This window comes from Merdimmobilis hominis (assembly GCF_016901855.1).
GTDB lineage: Bacteria > Bacillota > Clostridia > Oscillospirales > Ruminococcaceae > Paludihabitans.
Genome location: NZ_JACJKY010000015.1, coordinates 1 through 22998 on the forward strand (window position 1 = coordinate 1; position 22998 = coordinate 22998).

General features: G+C 49.5%; 18 protein-coding genes. 13 read left to right on the forward strand and 5 right to left on the reverse strand.

Annotation, left to right across the window (positions count from 1 at the left end):
- Positions 1-153: 153 nt before the first annotated feature.
- From H6A12_RS09225 to H6A12_RS09245, 5 genes are all read right to left on the reverse strand, one after another.
- On the reverse strand, positions 154-1035 hold the full coding sequence (locus tag H6A12_RS09225; protein WP_204447170.1) for an aldose 1-epimerase family protein: 882 nt from the start codon (positions 1033-1035) through the stop codon (positions 154-156).
- 19 nt (positions 1036-1054) lie between these two features.
- Positions 1055-1402: a ComEA family DNA-binding protein gene (locus H6A12_RS09230; RefSeq protein WP_204447172.1), complete on the reverse strand. Its 348-nt coding sequence runs from the start codon at positions 1400-1402 to the stop codon at positions 1055-1057.
- Positions 1399-4329 carry an AAA family ATPase gene (locus tag H6A12_RS09235; RefSeq protein WP_204447174.1) on the reverse strand — a complete coding sequence of 977 codons (2931 nt, stop codon included), beginning with the start codon at positions 4327-4329 and terminating at the stop codon, positions 1399-1401. The genes H6A12_RS09230 and H6A12_RS09235 overlap by 4 nt, the downstream gene beginning before the upstream one ends.
- Positions 4310-5452 (reverse strand): exonuclease SbcCD subunit D, encoded by a 1143-nt coding sequence (locus H6A12_RS09240; protein WP_204447176.1) that lies wholly within the window; start codon positions 5450-5452, stop codon positions 4310-4312. The genes H6A12_RS09235 and H6A12_RS09240 overlap by 20 nt, the downstream gene beginning before the upstream one ends.
- A 146-nt stretch (positions 5453-5598) precedes the next feature.
- Complete coding sequence (locus H6A12_RS09245) at positions 5599-5748, reverse strand: hypothetical protein (RefSeq protein WP_204447178.1); 150 nt, start codon at positions 5746-5748, stop codon at positions 5599-5601.
- 175 nt (positions 5749-5923) lie between these two features.
- On the opposite strand from H6A12_RS09245, the gene H6A12_RS09250 reads away from it, so the two are divergent.
- From H6A12_RS09250 to ileS, 13 genes are all read left to right on the forward strand, one after another.
- The gene (locus H6A12_RS09250; RefSeq protein ID WP_204447180.1) at positions 5924-8248 is read left to right on the forward strand and encodes an AAA family ATPase; all 2325 of its coding nucleotides are present in this window, start codon (positions 5924-5926) and stop codon (positions 8246-8248) included.
- 85 nt (positions 8249-8333) lie between these two features.
- Positions 8334-9764, forward strand: a complete 1431-nt coding sequence (gene miaB / locus H6A12_RS09255; RefSeq protein ID WP_243415450.1) for a tRNA (N6-isopentenyl adenosine(37)-C2)-methylthiotransferase MiaB — start codon at positions 8334-8336, stop codon at positions 9762-9764.
- A gap of 25 nt (positions 9765-9789) precedes the next feature.
- Positions 9790-10197, forward strand: coding sequence for a YlbF family regulator (locus tag H6A12_RS09260; RefSeq protein WP_204447182.1), 408 nt, complete (start codon positions 9790-9792; stop codon positions 10195-10197).
- Positions 10198-10235: 38 nt separating this feature from the next.
- Positions 10236-12845 (forward strand): DNA mismatch repair protein MutS, encoded by a 2610-nt coding sequence (mutS, locus tag H6A12_RS09265; protein ID WP_204447184.1) that lies wholly within the window; start codon positions 10236-10238, stop codon positions 12843-12845.
- Between the two features lie 12 nt (positions 12846-12857).
- The gene (gene mutL, locus H6A12_RS09270) at positions 12858-14945 is read left to right on the forward strand and encodes a DNA mismatch repair endonuclease MutL (protein WP_204447186.1); all 2088 of its coding nucleotides are present in this window, start codon (positions 12858-12860) and stop codon (positions 14943-14945) included.
- A 15-nt stretch (positions 14946-14960) separates the two neighbouring features.
- Positions 14961-15896, forward strand: a complete 936-nt coding sequence (gene miaA / locus H6A12_RS09275) for a tRNA (adenosine(37)-N6)-dimethylallyltransferase MiaA (RefSeq protein WP_204447188.1) — start codon at positions 14961-14963, stop codon at positions 15894-15896.
- 52 nt (positions 15897-15948) lie between these two features.
- Complete coding sequence (gene hfq / locus H6A12_RS09280) at positions 15949-16194, forward strand: RNA chaperone Hfq (protein WP_204447190.1); 246 nt, start codon at positions 15949-15951, stop codon at positions 16192-16194.
- Positions 16191-17435, forward strand: a complete 1245-nt coding sequence (locus tag H6A12_RS09285) for an HlyD family efflux transporter periplasmic adaptor subunit (RefSeq protein WP_204447192.1) — start codon at positions 16191-16193, stop codon at positions 17433-17435. The genes hfq and H6A12_RS09285 overlap by 4 nt, the downstream gene beginning before the upstream one ends.
- Positions 17419-18105, forward strand: a complete 687-nt coding sequence (locus H6A12_RS09290) for a YggS family pyridoxal phosphate-dependent enzyme (protein WP_204447194.1) — start codon at positions 17419-17421, stop codon at positions 18103-18105. Before H6A12_RS09285 ends, H6A12_RS09290 begins: the two co-directional genes overlap by 17 nt.
- 12 nt (positions 18106-18117) lie before the next feature.
- On the forward strand, positions 18118-18561 hold the full coding sequence (locus tag H6A12_RS09295; protein WP_204447196.1) for a cell division protein SepF: 444 nt from the start codon (positions 18118-18120) through the stop codon (positions 18559-18561).
- 3 nt (positions 18562-18564) lie between these two features.
- Positions 18565-19326, forward strand: a complete 762-nt coding sequence (locus H6A12_RS09300; RefSeq protein ID WP_204447199.1) for an RNA-binding protein — start codon at positions 18565-18567, stop codon at positions 19324-19326.
- Between the two features lie 16 nt (positions 19327-19342).
- Entirely contained in the window at positions 19343-20134 is a 792-nt protein-coding gene (locus H6A12_RS09305; protein ID WP_204447201.1) for a DivIVA domain-containing protein, read from the forward strand.
- 39 nt (positions 20135-20173) lie between these two features.
- Positions 20174-22960, forward strand: a complete 2787-nt coding sequence (gene ileS, locus H6A12_RS09310; RefSeq protein WP_204447203.1) for an isoleucine--tRNA ligase — start codon at positions 20174-20176, stop codon at positions 22958-22960.
- Positions 22961-22998 lie beyond the last annotated feature (38 nt).

Here is a 22998-nt window from a genome sequence, read left to right on the forward strand (position 1 = left end):
ATAAGTTCTCACCGATACAGTGCCTCAATCGGGATATATGCATTTTTTGTCAAATTAAAATTTTTAACCCTGAATCTCGCTTGAAATCCAGGGTTATTCGACAGACTGAAGCCTGCTGTCGAAAGACAGCAGGCTTTTTTGCGTCATATTGGATTAAAACGGGAGAATCTCCATTACAAACGAGCGGGAAGCACCGGTTTCCAAGTGTTTCACACCGCGTTTTTCCTCAAAGGTGTCACCCTCGTCCGAGCAGACTGCCATGCCGCACCACGGTTCAATGCACAAAAACGGCGCGTCCATTTTGATCGGTGTCCAGAATGCCACAAAGTCAAAATCAGCAAAGCGAACTTCCACACCACGCTCCGTTTTGTCGCTTACAAGGCGTACACGGTCGGAATGCACTTTGTCAAACACGAGCGCATCCTCGTCAAAATACGAGTAGTCAAGCGGCAGTGTCCGGCTTCCTTTCATGAAATCAACGCGTTTGTCCATGTTGATCTGGTTGTTTTCAAAATCGAACACCGGGCAACCGTCCGGCTCGTCCGCATTGAATTCCAAACGGTAATCGGAGAATGTACCGACACCATCCAGCGGCACATTGAAGCCCGGATGTGCGCCGAAGCAGAAATCAATCGGCTGATTGTCGATGTTTTCGACCGTGTAGGTGATCGAAATGCCGGTTTCAGACAGATGATATGCGAGTGTGAGTTTGAACTGATACGGATAGTGTGCAAGTGTTTCTTCGCTTGAGCACAGCGAAAATACTGCGTCAGTGTCCGAATGGGATTCGACTGTGAATTCTGCGGCGCGGCAAAGACCGTGTTTTGCCATGCCGTATTCGGTTCCGTGGAAGGTTACTTTGTCGTTTCGGAGGTTGCCGACGATCGGAAACAGCACCGGAGAAGTTTTTCCCCAGTATTTCGGGTCTTTTTGCCACATGTACTCGAGGCCGTCGCTGTTTTTGAGCGACAAAAGCTCTGCGCCGACCGATGTGACAGAAGCAGTGAAACGATCATTTTTTAATGTGAGAACCAAAGGGATCATCCTTTCTTGTTTAAGATAAAGTAATATCGCTCCGGATGTCAGCGAGGATGCCCTCGCCGATTCCGGGAACATTCAAAAGTTCTTCGACAGAAGAAAACGGCCCGTGCGTTTGACGATACCGGACAATCGCTTCTGCACGTTTTATGCCGATGCCGTCGAGTACAGTCAGTTCGGATACGGTGGCGGTATTGATGTTGATGCGTTCGACACGGTTTTGTGACAGTATGGCACTGTCATCCCGGATGGGGAACACACCTTCCTGCCAGCAAAACAGAAGCGCAAACGAAACACAAAATGCCGCACTGCAAACAAAGAGCATTGGCCGGAGTGATTGTATAAAAGCGCGAAACCGTTTCATGGCGATTGTGTCTCAATGATGCTTCCGGTTGGATGTGCTGCAATGACGATTTTTTGCGGAATGCGTTCTTTTAACTCATTCACATGCGAGATGATGCCAAGATAGCGGCCGCTTTGCTGCAGTTCATACAAGCAGGTGATTGCGGCGTCGAGCGAGTCGTTGTCGAGCGAACCGAATCCTTCGTCAATAAACATGGTGCCGATTTCGATACCTCCTGCCGTTTCGCTGATGATATCCGCAAGACCGAGTGCCAAGCAGAGCGAAACTTTAAAGCCTTCGCCGCCTGACAGAGAGTTGACGTGACGTGTCGAGCCTGTGTATGCGTCAAACACTTCGAGCGCCAAGCCGGAGGTGCGGTTTTTGCTCTCGCGTTCCGTTCTTCTGCTTAAAGTATAACGTGAATAGGTCATTTGTTCAAGCCTCAGATTTGCGTGTGCAATGACCGCATCGAAATAAGAGGCGAGGACATACCGTTCAAAGTTGACTTTTTCGGTGTATGTGCCGTTTGCGATATCATAGATGAATTTTTTCTGCTCAAAATCGGACTGTGCTGACTGAAACTCAGCATACAGGGTTTTGAGCGTATCGAATGCACGTCTGTTTTGTGCGGTTCGGTTCGAGAGCGATTCATACGACTGCTCGATGGTGTGAAGCGTTTGGGAAAGGGTGTTATGCTGTGCTTCGAGCGCTTCCATATCCGGACGTGTCTGCCCGTTCAGCGAGTTGGTCAAAAAGCGCACCAGCTTCTTTTGCGACTGATATTCTGTGCGGTATGTTTCCACCTGCTCAGCAAGTGCCGGAAGCGATGCAAACTGCGGTTTGAGGAGCAGGTAATCATCAAGCGGCAGTTCGGCTTTTTTAAGAGCGAGCGAAAACGCTTCGTCGGCATCTTTTTGCTGTGCGCGTGCATCGTCAATTTGAACGTCGATTTGTTCGCAAAGCGTGATAAGGCGCGCGTATTCGGTTTGTGCGGTTTGAAATGCATCTTCTGCTGCTTGTTTATCCTGTTCAATCTGCTTGATCGATGCGGCGAGCAGGTCGATTTGTGACTGCATTTCTGCGGCTGAGTGCCGTTTGTCGCCGATCAGCGAAAGCAGTGCGTTTCGTTCTTCTTCGCGCGCCGCAATCTGACCGTTCAGCTCCGAAAGCTTGGCTTGATACGCTTCCTTTTTGGCGATCAGCGTTTCATTTGGCAGGCGGACAAGCGAATCGTCTGCCGAAAGCGAAAAACGCTTTGATTGAAGCTGTTTAAGTGTTTGTGTCCGCTCGTGTTGCAATTCCTGCTCTGTTTTTACCATGTCGGGAAGAGAAAGCGTTTTGTCTGTGCCGGAAAACAAAAGCAGTACTTGATGATTTGCCGATTCCACTGCCGCCTGTGCCGCCTTTTCCGCGTCGCTGTCGCGGTCTACTTCCTCACGCGTCGGCGTGTATGCAGGAAGAGCGGCTTTTTTCGGATGATCAATCGAACCGCATACCGGACAGGACGCGCCGTCTGTGAGCGTGTCCGCCAAAATGCCAGCCTGTGCGGCAAGATATCGTTTTAATGTGTTGGATGCTTGCATAGACGCACTTGTCCAAGCATCACGCGCCGACTGATACGATTTGATCGCTTCGAAAAAACGCTGTGATTGCTTTGCGGACTGTGCAAGTTCTTCTTCTTGATGAAACAACGTTTGATATTCGAGGGCTGTGTCGAGCGCAGAGAGCTTTAATACAATCGCGGTACGCTGTGCGTCGGCTTCCTGCGCAAGTGTCAGAAGCGTTTCAAAACGGGCGGCATCATCGCGCTGTTTTCGAAGTTTTAACAGCTTGTCGTTTTGTTCCGGCAGAGATGCAGCCGATTGCTGTGCCTGTGTGCGGGCAAGCTGTGCGTCTGACAGTTTGCCCGCGCCTTCTTCTCTTTGTGCATTTGCCTGTGCACGCTTTTTGATGAGCAGTTCACAGCGGGAAGCTGCGTCGGCCTTTGCTTGCTCCAAAACGGCGGCGTCCTTTGCCGCGGTGAGCAGCTTGATATGCAGAGAACGTTCATACATTTCGCCGCGCTGTGCTTCGAGCGCTGCAAACGCGCGCTGTGCCGCGTCATATTGCACAAATTGCTTATACAGACTGCGTGCATGGTCAAGATTCAGCGCGCGGATTTGTTCGGTATGCGTTTGACGTGACTGCGTGAGGGAAAAAAGCTGTGCATTTGCCGCTTCGTTTTGCTCGCTGAGCGCAGAAAGAATCTGCTCAAAATGATACGGTTCCTCACGCATGCTTTCTGCAAGCGGGGTATCCGGCTCTGTAAGCAGTGTTTTTACCAATGCGTTGCATTGTGCATAGAGCGTGTCCTGCGCGGCTTTTGCCTGCGATGCATTTTGCTTTAACTGCTCGGTGAAGCGGTTGAGCAGATCGGTCGAAAAGATCTGGCGCAGAATTTTCTGTTTTTCCTCAGATGAATCGGACAGAAATTTCCGGAATTCTCCTTGCGGGAGCATCACGATTTTGCAAAACTGGTCAAAGTTAAGCCCTAAAAGCGATTCGATTTTGCTGTTCACCTGCGAAACCTGTGTGCAAATCACACCGGATTCGTCGGATAACTCTGCGGATGCCTGCTTTGTCAAAAAACCTTCACCGCGCTGTTTTGCTCGAATCTGCGCCGGTTCGCGCAAAACGGTGTACTGCTTGCCGTGAACCAAAAACGTAAACGACGCGTAGCACAGCACCGATTCATCGGCATAATCACTTTTGAATGTGTCAGTCGTGCGCAGTGCACCGCTTGCCTTGCCGTAAAGACAATAGGTGATTGCATCAAAGATGGTTGTCTTTCCGCATCCGGTCGGACCGGAGATTAAAAACATACGGCTGTCGTCAAACCGGCGGAAATCAATTGTCTGCTTTTTTAAAAACGGGCCGAATGCCTGAAATTCAAGAAGAACGGGAATCATCGAGCGCATCTCCTTTCACTTTGTGAAATACAGCCTTTGTATATGCTTGTTCGGAATCGGTCATTTCACGCTGTTTTGCCTCTTTGAAAAACCGTTCAAACAGTTCGATCGGATCATTTTGTGCACTATGGTCGGCACTTTGCAAAGAAACAGGCTGTGCCGTTTGCAGACAGTCATAGGAAAGGCCGAGCGCATGCGGATATACCTGCTTTAACCGGCGGATCGCATTGGCGCGGATCTGCGGATCGGTCAAAACGGCAAACACATAGTCGTCGGAAGCGCGTTCCGGTTCACAAAGTGCGTCGAGTGTACCGGAGATTTTTCTCACATCGCGCGGCGCGTGAATCGGCACTTCAAAGACCGAAGTGATTTGATGATCTTCTACGTCGATGACCGTAAACGATTTCTTTTGACCGGCTTCGTCGATCGAATATTTCATCGGAGAGCCCGAATAGCGGACCCATTCACTGCCGGCTGTACGCGCGCCGTGCAGGTGTCCGAGCGCAACATACGAAAACGGATGATCGTAAAGCGCAGTCAGCGACGACGCAGCAACCGTGAGGTCTGCATTTTCCTCATGCGCAGAAAAAAATCCGTGTGCCACAAGAATATTGGGACAGTTTTTTTGGATGTTTTCTTTGCACAGCGTCAGAAAATGATTCATGCAGGCTTGTACCGTGCGGCAGTCGGGCGCGTCGAATGATTCACGGAACTGGTGCGGTTCAAAATACGGAAGCAGGAAAAAGGCGGCTTCTTCGCCCTTGGCAGATAAGATCACAGGCGTTTGCACGTCGTCTAGTGTGCTTTTTAAATACAATCCGGCCGACTGCATCAAACGGCTTCCGAAGGAAAGGCGTTTTGCGGAGTCGTGATTGCCTGAGATCGCCAGAATTTTGATGTGTTTTTCAAACAACAGATAGGAGAACAGCTCATCAAGCATCGAAACCGCCTCTGCCGACGGAACAGACCGATCATATAAATCCCCTGCAATCAACAGCACGTCTGCGCCGAGCGATTCGATTTGATCGGCAAATGAAAACAGACAATCGCGCTGATCTTCAAGCAGAGAATATTCACAAAGAAGCTTGCCGATGTGCCAATCGGCTGTATGAATGATGCGCATGAAACCGCCTCCGAAAACACAAAGAAGTTGTTTCTATTATACAGCAATCCCGTTTTCTTGGCAAATTAAAAAGAAAAGAGGCATAAGAATAGAGGGCGGCAATTTGCCGCCCTCTATTCTTACACGCTGGGTTTGATATGTGCCATTTAGCAGCAGCTGTTGTTTGCGTTGCACGAGCAGCCGCATCCGCCATTGTTGTAGGAGCCGCCGCATCCACCGCAGCAGACCAAAAGCAGAATGATGATGAGAATCCAGCTGCAGCTACCGCCAAAACCACCACAATTATTTCCACACATAATATCAAATCCTCCTTTGATTTTTTACATCCCATACTATGTGTAAACCGAAAAGTGTGTGACAGCTTTTTGTTTGGAAGCGAAAAAATCGGACGATACTAAATATACAGTGCCGCAGTAGAGAGAACCGAAACCGGCATTTATCAAAAAAGAGCACGAGAGAAGGAGCGATGGTATGACCCAGATGGATCAATTTACAAATCGGGCAAAAGAAGCAATCGGGCGAGCAATGGATACAGCCGCACAAACAGGAAGCGAAAAAGTGGACGCACTGCACCTGCTTTATGGAATTGCAGCGCAAAAACGGGGTGTGGGTTCCGTGATTTTAGCACGCTTTGGCATTCTGCCGGAAACCGTGCTGGAGCGAATTTGCGATGATGCAGGAAGTGCGGTCAAAGAGCCGGTGCTGTCTGCCCGCGCAAAACACATCCTGATGTCCGCACAGACGACTGCGCAAAAAAACGAATGCAGCACGGGAACCGTTCATCTTTTGCTCGCATTGCTGCTGGATGCATCAAAGCCGGTGTGCGATGTGATCAAAGCACATCGCTGCAATATGGAAGCGATGAAACAATCCTGCATGGAAGAAATCGCGCTGTTAAAAGAAACGTGTTCACAAGGGTTTAGCGGTGCTGTGCCGCATCCGAAAAAGGAAATTCCGTATTTGACCGATTTATCTGCGCTTTCTGCAAGCGATCCCTATTTTCCGGTGATTGGGCGGGAAAAGGAAATCGATTCGCTGATTGCGGTGCTCTCGCGGAAAACAAAGCACAATCCTTGTTTAATCGGGGAACCGGGTGTCGGCAAGACAGCTGTAGTGGAGGGTGCTGCCAAAAAGCTCTTGGAAGAAGAATGGCGGCAGACGGGACTTTCGCGGCGGATTATGTCGGTGGATCTTGGTGCGATGCTTGCAGGCGCAAAATACCGCGGGGATTTTGAGGAGCGTCTTTGCCGCATTCTGCGCACAGCGGAAGAAGAGCACATGATTTTGTTTATCGATGAGATTCACATGATCGTAGGTGCGGGTGCTGGGGAGAATGCCGCAGATGCCGCTAATTTGATGAAGCCGTATCTTGCACGGAGCAGTTTGCAGATCATCGGCGCAACGACAGCCGCAGAATATAAAAAGTATATTGCAAAAGATGCGGCGCTCGCCAGAAGATTTCAAACAATCGAAATCTGCGAGCCGAATGAGGAGGATGCAAAGCGGATGCTATTGGGTGTAAAAGAGTCACTCGAATCGCATCATCGGGTCACGATTGCACGCGATGCAGTCGGCGAAGCGGTACGGCTGTCTGCACGCTATCTGCCGCAGCGGCGGCTGCCCGATAAAGCCATTGATGTGCTCGACGAAGCATGCAGCCGCAAACGAATCCATGCCGCGAAAGAACAAGCGATTTCACCGCAGACAGAGGATGCACTCCTGCTTGCACTGCGTCAAAACGACGAAACGGCAGCGTGCAGACTGTATCGGGAGTGGCAGGAGCAGATGCAAACGCTGTCGTTTGGTACGGTGGTCACAGCAAAGGATGTGCGGGATACAGTCGCTAAAATGACCGGGATTTCTTCGGTCGGGCAAACAGAGGATATCAAGACACAGATCGAAACACTCGGCAAACAGCTTCGAAATAAGATTTTAGGGCAGGAAAACGCCATCTCGGAGATTTGTTCTGCGCTGTTTGCGAGATTGTGCGGCTTTGGCCGGGAGGAAAACACGCCGATTTCGTTTTTGTTCATGGGACCGACCGGTGTCGGCAAAACGGCGTGTGCCAAAGAAATCGCCTCGTGTCTGTTTCAAAAAGAAGCGATCATACGGCTTGATATGTCCGAGATGAGCGAGGCGCACACGGTTTCGCGGCTGATCGGTGCACCTCCCGGATATAAGGGCTTTGAACAGGGCGGCATGCTGACCGAATCGGTGCGCCGCCATCCGTATTCGCTCATTTTACTCGATGAAATCGACAAGGCGCATCCGCAGGTAACAAAGCTTCTTTTGCAGATTTTGGAGGATGGACGGCTTACGGATTCACAGGGCGAAACGGTCGATTTTTCGAATACGATCATTGTGATGACAGCAAACTGCGCGCCGCAGACAAAGGTTTCAGGATTTGGGCAGGCGGAAAAGCGGGACACACGCACATATGCGGAATCGCTGTTTTCAAAAGAGCTTTTAAACCGCATCGGGTTTACGATTTTGTTTTCTTCTTTGGACGAAGCAGTGCTTTCCCGGATTTTCACAGCACAGATGGAATCGCTTTCTTCACAGTGCGAAGCGATCGGTGTCACAATTTCGTATGATCTGCAATCACTGTTTACGCTGTTTTATGAGCGGATGGGACGGCGGTTCGGTGCGCGCGCTGTCACGCGGTTTGTAAATGGGGAGATCGAACGGATTTTGATAAGCGAACTTTCAAAACAGGAAGAACATGCATCCGAGCTTCGGATTTGTGCACAAAACAAAGAGATCTGCGTCGTTTCGGCATCGTATGCGCTTTCTTGAGGAATCGGCACGAAGTGTATTCACAAAAGTCGATGTTTGTGCTATAATAAAATCCGTATATTTTATTTGGTCAGGAGCGCTGTGCTTGGAAGAAAACAAACAAAGACAAAAAGAAGATCCGATCAAAGCGGCGGATGCTTTAGTGATGGAGCAGGTGCGGCGGTTATTACAGTCGCGCTACGGCGATCGGATTCCGCTTGCGTATGTGCACACCTACGGCTGTCAGCAGAATGTCAGCGACGGCGAAAAAATAAAAGGAATGCTCGCACTGATGGGATACGGCTTTTGTGAAAGTCCCCGTGAAGCAAACCTCATTTTGTTAAATACCTGTGCAATCAGAGAAAATGCAGAGGACCGCGTGCTCGGCACGATCGGTGCAATGAAGCACCAGCGGGTCAATGATCCGGAACTTGTATTAGGACTTTGCGGATGCATGGTACAGCAGCCGCATATTGAACAGAAAATCCGCGAGAGTTATCCGTATGTCGATTTGCTGTTCGGCCCGCATGTGATCAAAAACCTGCCGCAGATGCTTTACTCGGTGCTCACGTCGCACAAACGTGCGTTTGATACCACCGAAACAAACGAGGGTATCCCGGAGGATCTGCCAATAAGACGCGATCAGGCGTTTAAAGCGTGGCTTCCGATTATGAGCGGGTGCAACAATTTCTGCACCTACTGCATCGTGCCGTATGTGCGCGGACGGGAAAAAAGCCGCCCGAGCCAAAAGATCATCGAGGAGTTTACCGCGCTTGTAAACGAAGGATACAAGGAGATCACCCTGCTTGGGCAAAACGTCAATTCGTACGGCAAAGGACTCGACGAGGATATCGATTTTGCGCGGCTTTTGCGTAAACTCAATGCAATCCCAGGCGATTTCCGCATCCGGTTCATGTCCTCGCATCCGAAGGACGCGACGTTTGCGCTGATTGATGCGATTGCCGACTGTGAAAAGGTCTGCAAGCATTTCCATCTGCCGGTGCAGAGCGGCAGCGACCGGATTTTGGCGCTCATGAACCGCCATTATACAAAAGCGGATTATATGAAGCTCATTAACTATGCAAAAGAGAAAATTCCGGATATTTCGTTTACAAGCGATATCATCGTCGGATTCCCCGGCGAAACGGAAACAGATTTTGAGGAAACACTGTCGCTTTTAAAAGAAGTGGAGTTTGATTCGCTGTTTTCGTTTATCTATTCAAAGCGTGTCGGCACAAAGGCGGCTGAGATGGAAGACCCCACCACACCGGAGGAAAAATCCGAGCGGTTTTCGCGGCTTTTGGCGCTCGAAAAAGAAATCGGCGCCAAACGATACGAAAACTTTGTGGGCAAAACGTACCGCATTTTGGTGGATGGCCCTGGCAAAACCGGTCCTTCGTATTATTCCGGCAGAAACGACGGCTATATGATCGTCGACTATGACGGAAAAGAAGAGGATATCGGCACATTTGTCACCGTAAAAATCACGAAATCTTTAAACTGGGCGCTCTTGGGCGAACGGGTGGAAGATCAATAAAAAAGAATTTTTGGAGGAACACAAAATGGATTTGGAAAAACTGACTAGAGAACTCGGCAAAGCAATTCAGGCAAGCGCAGAGTATAAAGCACTCGAAGAAGCAAAAGCAAACAACGATGCAGACCAGAAACTGCAGGAGCAGATCGAGCAGTTCAACATGATTCGTGTCAAACTGTCCACCGAGATGCAGAACGAGAAACCGGACGACGAGAAAGTCAAATCGCTCGACGCAGAGTTAAAAGGACTGTATGCAGAAGTGATGAACAACAAAAACATGATGGCATTCAACATCGCAAAACAGGATGTGGACGACATGATGCAGCGCATCAGCAGCATTCTTGTGATGTGTGTAAACGGCGAAGATCCGGATACCTGCGAGCCGGCACCGAGCGGATGCAGCGGCAGCTGTGCATCCTGCGGCGGATGCCACTAATCGTTCATTTTAAAAAGTAAAGCAAAGGAGGAACCACATTGGCCACACTTTCCCCAATGATGCAGCAGTATCTTGACATCAAAGCAGCGCACAAGGATCATGTTCTGTTTTTCAGGCTCGGCGATTTTTATGAGATGTTTTTTGACGATGCGGTCAATATCTCAAAAGAGCTCGAGCTCACTTTAACAGGACGGGACTGCGGCCTGCCCGAGCGTGCGCCAATGTGCGGGATTCCGTTTCACTCGGCAGAAGGATATATCAAAAAGCTGATTGAAAAAGGCTATAAAGTCGCGATCTGCGAACAGCTCGAAGATCCGGCAGTTGCCAAAGGATTGGTAAAACGGGACGTCATCCGTGTGATTACGCCCGGTACCGTCATTGAAAGCAGCTTTTTAAACGAGGAGCGGAACAACTATATTGCGTCGGTGATTGCGCAAAAACGCGGGTATGCCGTGTGTTTTTGCGATATTTCGACCGGCGATACGTATTTGACCGAGCGTCAGACATCCGATGTTGCATCGGACATCATCGACGAGCTGTCCCGCTTCATGCCAAGTGAACTGTTATTAAACGAAACTGCGGCTTCTTTAAAGCCGCTCGTTTCATTTTTACAAAACCGGCTTTCGTGTGTCTGCGAGACGCTTTCCGAAGAAGATGTGCAGGAAGAATCCTGCAAGGCGGTCATCGAGTCGCATTTTAAACAGTCTGTAAGCGAGATCGAAGCGGTGCAGACAGGCGTTTCGGCTGCCGCACTCGGCACACTCATCCGCTATGTTGCATCGACGCAGAAAGACGGTGCAAAGCGCATCACGTCCGTGCGGTTTTATGAAGAAGACGCATACATGACGATTGACATGATGACGCGGCGGAATCTGGAACTTACGGAAACAATGCGTGCAAAAGAGAAAAAAGGCACGCTTTTATGGGTGCTCGATCACACCAAAACAGCGATGGGCAAGCGATATATGCGAAAAGCGGTCGAACAGCCGCTTTATCATCTGGCGAAGATTCTCAGAAGACAAAATGCGGTCAAAGCATTTGTCGAAAATGAATTGGTGCGCGGACAAGTTGCCGTGGCACTTTGCGATGTGTACGACCTTGAACGGCTGATGACACGCGTGCTGTACGGCACGATCAACCCGCGCGAGATGAAATCGCTGTCCTATACGCTGTCGAAACTGCCGGCAATCAAAACAGCGCTTTCCGTGTTTGAAAGCGGATATTTAAAAGACCTCTGCGACCGCATTGATCCGCTTGGTGAGGTGCACGCGCTGATCGAAAATGCACTGGTGCCTGAGCCGCCTGTGTCGTTAAAAGACGGCGGTGTCATCAATCCGGGATTCAGCGACGAGCTGGACGAATACCGCACACTGCGCGATCATTCGAAAGATTATATTGCGCAGATTGAAGCCCGCGAACGCGAAAAAACAGGCATCAAAACGCTCAAAGTCGGGTATAACCGCGTGTTCGGCTATTATATCGACGTGACGAAGTCGTATCTTTCGCAGGTGCCCGAAACATATATCCGAAAACAGACGCTTGCAAACAGCGAGCGGTACATCACAGAGGAATTAAAAGAGCTTGAGCACAAGGTGCTGACCGCGACAGAGCGGATTACAGCGCTGGAAGCTGAGATTTTTGAAGAAGTCCGCCAGTTTGTGGCACAGCAGAGCGTTGTGGTGCAGGCGACGGCAGAAGCGATTGCCCGCGTAGACTTTTTGCTCTCACTTGCGGAAGTGGCAGCGCAGCAGCAGTATGTCTGCCCGGAACTCACGATGGACGGCGCACTGCGCATCCAAAACGGACGCCATCCGGTCGTTGAACAGATGCTCGTTGATCAGCTGTTTGTGCCGAATGATACCACGCTCGATACAAAGCATAACCTTTTGATGATGCTCACCGGCCCGAATATGGCAGGTAAATCGACGTATATGCGGCAGGTGGCGCTCATTGTGATTATGGCGCAGATCGGCAGCTTTGTGCCGGCACAGGAGGCACAGATCGGACTTTGTGACCGGGTGTTTACGCGTGTGGGCGCATCGGACGATTTGAGCGCCGGTCAGTCCACGTTTATGGTGGAAATGAATGAGGTGGCGCATATTTTAAGGCACGCCACACCGTCAAGCCTTGTGATTCTCGATGAGATCGGCCGCGGTACTTCGACGTTTGACGGTATGAGTATCGCAAAAGCGGTTGCGGCAGAGATCATTGAAAACAAAAAGCTTCAGTGCAAAACGCTGTTTGCAACGCATTACCACGAGCTCACCGAGATGGAATCGCAGTTTGCGGGCGTGAAAAACTATAATATCGCGGTCAAAAAACGCGGCGACGATATCACATTTTTGCGCAAGATCATTCCGGGCGGTGCGGACGAAAGCTACGGCATCGAGGTTGCAAAGCTTGCCGGCGTGCCGGAGCGCGTTGTTTCGCGTGCAAAGGTGTATTTGCAGGAGCTTTCCGAGAAAGCACCTGTCCGCGCAGAAAACAAAGTCACCGAATCAGTGCCGGACAATCAGGTTTCGCTGTTTGAGCAGGCGTCTTCGCCGGTGTGCGACGCACTGCGTGCAATTTCGATTGAAACGCTGACCCCGATCGAAGCGCTTAACAAGCTGTATGCGCTCAAGCAGATGATTGGTGAAAAGGAATAAAAGGAGAAACCGATGAAACGGATTCGCGTTCTTGATAAGAATGTTGCAGAACAAATTGCAGCCGGGGAAGTGGTGGAGCGTCCGGCCTCTGTGGTAAAAGAGCTGGTCGAAAATGCGATTGACGCGGGTGCGACTGCTGTGACGGTTGAAATTCGTCATGGCGGCATTACATATATCCGTGTCACGGATAACGGCAGCGGCGTGGAGCCGGATGATGTGCCGACGGCTTTTTTGCGCCACGCGACAAGCAAGGTGCAGGTGTTTGACGATTTAAACACGATCGGAACACTCGGATTCCGCGGCGAGGCGCTGGCGTCGATTGCGGCGGTTTCGCGGGTTGAATTTGTGACGAAAACGCATGATGCACCGTATGCGACGCGCTATTGCATCGAAGGCGGAGAAGAAACCGATCATGCCGAAACCGGCGCGCCGGACGGTACGACCATCGTGGTGCGGGATCTCTTTTATAATGTTCCGGCGCGGCTTAAATTTTTAAAGCGGGACACGGTGGAAGCGGCGCAGATAAACGGGATCATTGACCGGCTGGCGCTGTCGCATCCGGAAGTGTCGTTTAAACTGATCATCGACCGAAAAATAAAACTGCACACACCGGGAAACGGAAAATTGCTTTCGTCGGTTCATGCGGTGTTCGGACAAGCGTTTGCCGAAACGCTTTTGCCGGTCGATTACGGCATGAACGGGGTTTCGGTGACCGGATTTGTGTCCAAAACGGACGCCGGACGAAAGACCCGCTCGATGCAGCACTTTTTTGTAAACGGGCGCTATATTCACACAAAGCTTTGCACGGCGGCGCTCGAAGAAGCCTATGAAAACGCCATGATGACGGGAAAATATCCGTCTTGTGTGCTCAACATTTCACTTGGATTTGATCGGGTGGACGTGAACGTGCATCCGGCAAAGACGGAAGTGCGGTTTGCGCAGGAACGCGAGGTCTATGACGCGGTGCTGTCTGCGGTGAAAGCGGCAGTCAGCCGTGCGGATATCATAAAAAGAGCACAGGCTGATCCGACGCTTCGTACGGTCAGACAAAATGTATTGAATCCGTTTGTTGAACAAGCACCTGCCGAGCAGACAATGCTGCCGCAGAAGGCGGTGACCGTTGTGCATCAGGAGCCGGCAATGCCGAAACAAACACCGCCGCCTGTGCAGAAAGTGACACCGCATGAGCAGGTGACAGAAAAACAGAAACCAGTGGCATCTCCTGCACGTCCGGCGGCTTTTGGTAGATCAAATGCTGTGCATACACCGCGTGCGGATTATCATGTTGATACGAAGATTGACACAAAAAAAACTGCGGGTTCGTTTCCGGCACCCAAGCAAACAGCATCCAAACCGGAAAAGTCCGATGCTTCCGTTTTCCGGCATTTAAAAAAGGATGCATTTGTTCTGCCGGATAAGCAGATCAAAATGATTTTGGAAGAAGAACCGGCAGAACCTCAGGAAATAAAGCAGACAGAACCGGCGCAAAAACAGCCAAAACTTCCATCGGATGCGCAGACCGCACCGCCGCTTGTGTTCCGGATGATCGGCGAGGTATTTTCCACCTATGTGCTGTTTGAGATGAATGAAACGCTGTTTTTACTCGATAAACATGCCGCACATGAGCGTATTTTATTTGAACGACTGAAAAAGACCGTGTCGTCAAACGAGCGGCAGCTGCTGCTTTCGCCGGTGGTGGTCAACACCTCCGCGCAGGAATATCAGGCAGTGCTTGAGCATCAGTCATTAGTGCAGTCGCTCGGGTTTGACTGGGATTTGTTTGGCAATCATTCGTTTTTGCTGCGGGAAGTGCCGCTGCTGCTTGCGCATCTCGATGTACGCGATTTGTTTTTGGACATTGCCCAAAAGCTCTGCCAGCAAAAACAGCATATCAGCACCGATTTATATGAAGAGCTTCTGCATTCCATGGCATGCAGAAGTGCCGTGAAAGCACATGACGATACAAAACCTGAAGAACTTCAGGCACTGCTTGAAGAAGTGGTGAAAAACGATGAGATCCGGCATTGTCCTCATGGCCGGCCGGTGATGATTTCATTTTCGAAACAGGAACTCGAACGCCGGTTTGGACGAATTCAGTGAAAAAGGAGCAACAGGATGGAAAAGATTCCGGTTTTGGCGGTAGTCGGCCCGACAGCATCGGGAAAGACGTCGCTTGCAATCGAGATTGCAAAAGAATATCACGGCGAAGTGGTTTCCGCAGACAGCATGCAGCTTTACAAAGAGATGCAGATTGCAACCGCAAAGCCGACCGTGGACGAAATGCAGGGAATCCCACATCATCTGCTCGATTTTTTGGCACCGGACGTTTCGTTTTCGGTTGCGCAGTATGCGGCGCTTGCGCATCAGACGATCAGCGAGATCACCGCACGCGGTCATCTGCCGGTGATGGCAGGCGGTACCGGGCTTTATGTCGATGCTGTTTTGGATGATTTGATTTTTGCAAAAATCGAAACAGACGAACAAAAACGTGCAGAGCTGTGGGCGTTTGTGGAAGCGCATGGCGCGAATGCACTGCACGAGCGGCTTCGCGAGATTGATCCCGAGAGTGCGGCGCGGATTCACGAAAACAATGTGGGCAGAATTGTGCGCGCAGTCGAGGTATATGAACTGACCGGCATTACAATGAGCGAGCATCAGAGGAACAGCCGTCCAAAAGAAAGCCGTTACCGTTCTTTGAAAATCGGCATCAATTATAAAGACCGTGCAGTGCTTTATGACCGGGTAAACCGCCGTGTTGATCTGATGATGGAGCAGGGATTGCTTGAAGAAGCAGTAAGTGTGCGTAACAGAGCGCGGAAAACGGCAGTTCAGGCGATTGGCTACAAAGAACTCGAGCCGTATTTTTTGCAGCAGGAACCGCTTGATGTCTGCATTGAGCGCCTGAAGCAGGAAACAAGACGGTATGCAAAACGGCAGATTACATGGTTTTCGCGCGATCCGAATATTTTGTGGGTATATCCGGATGAGCAAACACCGCAAGAAATTTTTTCTAAAATCAAACGCGCAGTAGAAAATTTCATAAAAGTATGATATCATAAAACAAAAAATGCGTAGATGAAATGCGCAGCGAGGGGGAGTACCGATGAAAACGGTCAATTTGCAGGATGTTTTTTTAAATAAAGCGCGCACGGAAAAAATTCCGGTCACGATTTTTTTGACAAACGGATTCCAGTTTAAAGGACTGGTTCGCGGATTCGATAACTACACAGTTGTGCTCGATTGTGACGGCCGTCAGAATCTGGTGTATAAACATGCAATGTCGACCATTTCACCTGCGCGGCCCATTTCGTTTATGAATGCATCCGCGGAAGATGATGAGAAAGAATGAAATCAAAGGTTTTTAAAATTTTGATTGCGATCGCATCCGCCGGTATTTTGTTCGGTATCGGATGGCAGGTGTTTACTGCCTTTTACGATCCGTATGAAAGCGTCACAGTCAAACAGGGTACATACGAGAAAAAAGTGGAGCTTTCGGGCTATTTTGTACGCGACGAAAAAGCAATCACGGTCGAACAGCCCGGCGCAATCAGCTATGCATATAAAAACGGCGAACGCGCGGCAAGGGAAGCGGAACTTCTTCGGATTTATAAAGAGGAAGAAACACTGCAGGCACTCGAACAGCTCGACGAGCTGTCTGCCAGCCGGGAGATCTTGCTGCAGATCAATCAGGGCATCGGCAGTGATGGTTTAAACCTTGATTTGGTCAAACGGCAATTAAGCGATGTGCGTACTTCGTTGATGCATGCCGTTGACGACGGCGCGTATTCCGAACTGAATACATTAAGTCAGCAGCTTTTGCTGTGCTTAAACCGATATAAGCTCTGCATCGGCGAAGATCTTTCGCTGGAAACAACGATCGCCGAGCTTGATAAGCAGATTGCTGAGATCTCGAAAACAATTCCGCAGCCGGACAGTGTCATAAAAACCGATCAGCCCGGTTATTTTTGCAGCAACGGTGACGGACTCGAGTCCACTTATACGGTTGCATCACTTGATTCCATTACAGTAGACAGTGTGCATGAAGTGCTTTCGAATCAAGAAAATGCACTGTCCGAGGGGACGAGCACCGTCGGAAAAATGGTGTACAGCAATACATGGTACTTTGTTTCTGAGATCAACACGGATGACGCAGAATATTTTAAAGAAGGAAAATCGATTTCATTGTCGTTTGCATCACATAACAGTCAAACAGTCGATACAACGGTGGAGAAAATCCTCATAGAAGAGGGGAAAGAAACAGCGGTTGTGGTGTTCAAAGGGGATACCGTCAACGCAGAACTTCTCTCCATGCGGTTTGAAACGCCGTCCGCAACAGTGTTTTCCTATTCGGGCATTATTGTCCCGAAAGATGCCGTGCGGATTGAGCGAAATGTGAATGAAGAAGGATATTCCGAAAATCAAAAGATTGTATATGCACTGCTTGGAAAAACGGTCCGGTCACGCAAACTCGATATCATTTATGAAGATGAAAACGTGGTGGTGAGCCGTCCGTCTGAAATAAGCGGATATGTCAGCGCATACGATCAGGTGATTATCAAAGGAAGGGAACTCAATGACACAACGCAGTAAAGAAGAAGTGCAAACAGCGCTTCGCACAGTACGTGAGAATGTTTCGCGCGCGCTCGAAGAATCCGGCCGCAGCGATACGGTCAAGCTCATGGCAGTGACCAAAACGGTACCGCCGGAGATTGTCAATTACGCGGTGGCAGAGGGTGTTACACTGCTTGGTGAAAACCGTGTGCAGGAATTTTTAGAAAAAGAAGCACAATATAGCCCTGACGTCAGCGAGATTCATTTTATCGGACACTTGCAAACGAATAAAGTTAAGTATATAATAGGGAAAGTAAACTGTATTGAGTCCGTTGATTCGATGCGGCTTTGTGAGGAAATTGAGCGGCAGGCAAGCATTCATGACCGGATCATGGATATTTTGCTTGAGGTCAATATTTCAAATGAGCCGTCAAAATCCGGCTTTTTGAAAGAAGAAGTCTGTGAAGCGGCACAAGCAGTTTCGGCATTTCGTCATTTGCGTTTAAAAGGACTGATGTGCATTCCTGCAAAAGAAGAGAGCCACGATGCTTTTGTGCAAATGAAACAGCTGTTTGAAGAATTGAAAAAAACGAATCCGGAGATTGATACGCTCTCCATGGGAATGTCGGGAGACTATGAGGAAGCCGTTCGCTGCGGTGCGACCGTCATTCGATTAGGCAGTGCAATTTTCGGGAAAAGAAATATATAGGAGGATGCAAAAATGAGCTTGGTGGACAAATTCAAAGACATGTTTGTGACAACAGAAGAGGACGAATACGAAGAGGAAGAGATGGAGTTTGCGCCGGAGCAGCCGTCAGCGGAACCGGTTTCGTATCAGGAGGCACCGTCTCAGCGCAAAGGCAACAAAGTGGTGAACATTCACGCGACTGCACAGCTTCAGGTGATCCTTGTAAAACCGGAGCAGTTTGAAGATGCTGTGACAATTGCAGATCATCTGAATGCGAAAAAAACCGTTGTCTTAAACCTCGAATCGGCAAGCAAAGAGCTTTCAAGACGTCTTGTGGACTTTTTGAGCGGTGTTGCATATGCAAACAACGGTCAGATCAAACCGGTTGCAAACAGCACTTTCATCATCACACCGTATAATGTTGACATTATGGGTGATTTGATTGATGAACTCGAAAACAACGGTGTGTATTTATAATCAATGAGTCAAAAAGACACAGAAAAACAAGATGACTATTTGCGTTCCAATGTCCAGAATATGATTGATACAGCGCAGACGAAATATTATGCGCGGTTTTCCTCATTTTTGGACGAGCGTCAGCAGGAAATTGCACTCGGTGTGCTTAGACAGCAGCATTTTGAGAACTATCTGTTTTTCGGCGGTGCAGAAGGATGTGAACGGCAGATGCTGGGCGTTTTTCCAGAGGGAGAAACGCCTGATGGCATGTTGTTTCCGATTCGGCCGCTGGGAATTGTTTCGCGAAAAGAGCCGCTTTCGCATCGGGATTGCCTGGGATCGCTCATGGGACTCAATATCAAGCGAACCGCGCTTGGCGATATTCTGATTCACGATACACGTGCGGTGTTGTTTGCGGCAGAAGAAGTGGAGCCGTTTATCAAATCGAATTTGCTTCGTGTCGGTCGTGCGACGGTGTCGTTTTATGAGCCGGAGCCGTCTGAACTGGTGCGTACACAGACGTTTCGCGAAAAGACAGGAACAGTTTCGTCGCTGCGTCTTGACTGCGTGGTGTCGTTTCTTCTTGGAAAAAGCCGTTCCGCGGCGGCACAGATCATTTCATCAGGACTTGTCATGGTGAATCGTGTGCCGGTCATGGAATCGTCAAAACAGCTTTCGGGCGGTGATCAGATTGTTGTGCGCGGGTTTGGCAAATGTTTTTTGGACGAAGAGATGAAACCGACCAAAAAAGGGCGGTTGTTCATAAAAATCAATCAGTTATTGTAGGGAAGGAATGGATGACATGACGGGAAAAGAAATCCTTGCAGCCCAGTTTGAAAAAGCGGGCATGCGTGGTTACCGTGCAGATCAGGTAGACGCATATTTGGAGCGTATTGCAGAGTATGTGGATGAGCAAAACAGCAAGATTGACGATCTGACCTATAAAATTCAGGTACTTGCGAAAAAAATCGAGGAGTACAAAGCGGACGAGGAAAATATCCGCGAAGCATTGCTTGGTGCGCAGAAACTCGGTTCGAATATGTTAAACGATGCAAAAGCAAAAGCGGAAGCAATTACATCGGAAGCACAGACTGCTGCGGATGAGATGATTGCACAGGCACGCATTAAAGTGGAAACGATCACAAAAGAATCGCTCCAGCGTGCAACAACCGATCTGAATATGTTAAAACGTGAATACGACGCAGAACAGCGCAGCTTGGATCTTTTGAAAAACGAAGTGTCGAAATTCAAGTCGAATATTATCAAGCAGTACCGCAGCCATCTGGCAATGGTGATGTCGCTGCCGAGCACCGATACAGAAGTGCGGGAGGAAGTACCTGTTTCCGAAAATGCAGAAGCAGAGCAGGAAACAGCACCTGTGATGCAGGAGACTGTGCAGGAAGAGGCTGTTTTAGAGGCAGCTGAGACCGTACAGGAGGAAGCAGCACCGGCAGCGGAAGCAGTGGAGGAAGCGCCGGCAGCAGAAGAAGTACAGCCCTCTGAGCCTGCTGCAGAGGAAAAAACAGGCCGTCCGAATTACATCGAAAAATTCGGCGAGCTGCATTTTGGCGGATTTAATGATTCGCAGAACTGATTTGGTTTGAAAACATCTTTTTAAGGAGAGTAGCAATACATGGCAAAGGACTATAACAACACGCTGAATTTGCCGCAGTCGGATTTCCCGATGCGCGGCAATCTTCCGACCAAAGAGCCGAACATGCTCAAAGATTGGGATGAAACCGAGCGTTACTACAAATTGATGAAGAAAAACGAGGGAAAACCGCTGTTCGTTCTGCACGACGGCCCGCCGTATGCAAACGGTGATATCCATCTGGGCACAGCGCTTAACAAAGTGCTCAAAGATATCGTGGTGCGTTTTAAAAACATGTCGGGATTCAAAGCACCGTATGTTCCGGGCTGGGATACCCACGGTCTGCCGATCGAATTAAAAGCACTCAAAAAAGACGGCGTTGATCCGACTTCGATTGATGCAGTTTCCCTGCGCGAGATTTGCCGTGAATTTGCACTGTCCTATGTGGAAAATCAGAAAGGCCAGTTTAAACGCTTGGGCGTGCTCGGCGATTTCAACGATCCGTATCTGACGCTCAAACCGGAGTTTGAAGCAAAACAGATCGAAGTATTCGGCGAAATGGCAAAGAGAAACTTCATCTACAAAGGCTTAAAACCGGTTTACTGGTGCACCGAGTGTAAAACAGCGCTCGCAGAGGCAGAGATCGAATATGCAGAGGACAAATGCCATTCGATTTATGTCAAATTCCAGGTGGAGGACGACAAAGGCATCTTCTCCGCAATGGGCATCAACCCGAGCGATGTGTATTTCGTCATCTGGACAACCACCACATGGACTCTGCCGGGCAACGTTGCAATCTGCTTAGGTCCTGACTATCTGTATACCCTTGTGAAAACAAACGGTCAGTACCTTGTAATGGCAAAAGACCTGGTCGAGCCGTCCATGCGTGCTGCAAAAATCGACGAATATGAAACCGTCGGCGAATTCACTGGCAGAGAGCTTGAATACATCAAGACGAAGCACCCGTTCCTTGACCGCACTTCTCTCGTGATCTACGGCGATCACGTCACACTCGAAAGCGGTACCGGCTGCGTTCACACTGCACCGGGCCACGGTGTCGAGGACTTTGAGGTTTGCAAAAACTATAAAGAAATTCCGATTGTCGTACCGGTTGATGCAAACGGCCACCTGACCGAAGAGGCAGGCGAGTTTGCCGGTCTTTCGACAGACGATGCGAACAAAGCGATTGCGAAAAAACTCGACGAAACCGGTCATCTGTTTGCAATCGAGAAAATTGTCCACCAGTATCCGCACTGCTGGAGATGTAAAGAGCCGGTTCTGTTCCGTGCAACAGAGCAGTGGTTCTGCTCGGTCGATGGCTTCAAAAACGAAGCAATCGGCGAGCTTTCCAAAATCAAATGGATTCCGGACTGGGGTGAGAAACGAATCGAAGGCATGATTCGTGACCGCAGTGACTGGTGCATTTCCCGTCAGCGCACATGGGGCGTTCCGATTCCGATCATTTATTGTAAATCGTGCAAAAAACCGATCGTTAACGACGAAACAATCAAAGCGATTGCTGATTTGTTCCGCAAAGAGGGATCGGATGCATGGTTTAAACGCGATGCTTCCGAATTTATTCCGGAGAGTGTTGTCTGCGAATGCGGATGCCATGAATTTACAAAAGAAACCGATATCATGGACGTTTGGTTCGACAGCGGTGTTTCGCATGCGGCTGTTTTGGCAGAGCGCGACGACCTGCATTGGCCGGCTGACCTCTACTTGGAGGGTGCCGATCAGTACCGCGGATGGTTCCAGTCTTCGCTTCTGACTTCCGTTGCATGGAAAGGCGCTGCACCGTATAAAGCAGTCTGCACCCATGGCTGGGTCGTTGACGGTTTGGGCAGAAAAATGTCGAAATCGCTCGGCAACGGCATCGTTCCGGAAGATATCATCAAAAAATTCGGCGCAGATATCCTGCGCTTGTGGGTTGCATCGAGCGACTATCATGCGGACATCCGTATTTCTCCGGAAATCTTAAAACAGCTGTCCGAGGCATACCGCAAAATCCGCAACACCGCAAAATATATCCTCGGAAACCTCTATGATTTTGATCCGAACACCGATATGGTCGACTTCTCGAAGCTTACCGAGCTTGATCGATTGGCACTCAGCAAGCTGTCTGAGCTGATCACCCGTGTCAATGAAGCATATGACGCAATGGACTTCCATATTGTGTATCATTCGATTCACAATTTCTGCGTCGTCGATCTGTCGAACTTCTATCTGGATATTACAAAAGATCGTCTGTACTGCGAGAAAGCGGACGGTGAAAAACGCCGCGCGGCACAGACCACCATTTATCTGATTCTCGATGCACTGACCCGTATGCTCGCACCGATTCTGGCGTTCACCGCTGAGGAAATCTGGAGCTACCTGCCGCACCGTGCTTGTGACGATGCAGAGTCTGTCGTGTTCAACGAGATGTACAAAGAATTGAACATCGAAGTGGACGATGCATTCCGTCAGAAATGGGCACTTGTCTATGCAGTGCGCGACGATGTGACAAAAGCACTCGAAGTAAAACGTACCGAGAATATGATCGGCAAATCGCTTGAAGCAAAAGTGGTTCTTCATGCAGAGGGTGCGCTTTACGATGCACTCACCGCAATGAAAGCAGAACTGCCGGAAATCTTCATCTGCTCGCAGGTTGAGATTGCAAACGATGTTTCCGGCGAATTCAAAGGCGATTGCGAAGGTCTTTCCGTCACCGTCTTGAATGCAGAAGGCGAAAAATGCGACCGCTGCTGGATGTACAGCACAACGGTCGGACACCATTCCGAGCACGACACGCTCTGTGAGCGCTGTGCTTCCGTTTTGGGAATTTAATTACCGAAAACAGCAAAATTGGCGTTTTTTTAAACGTC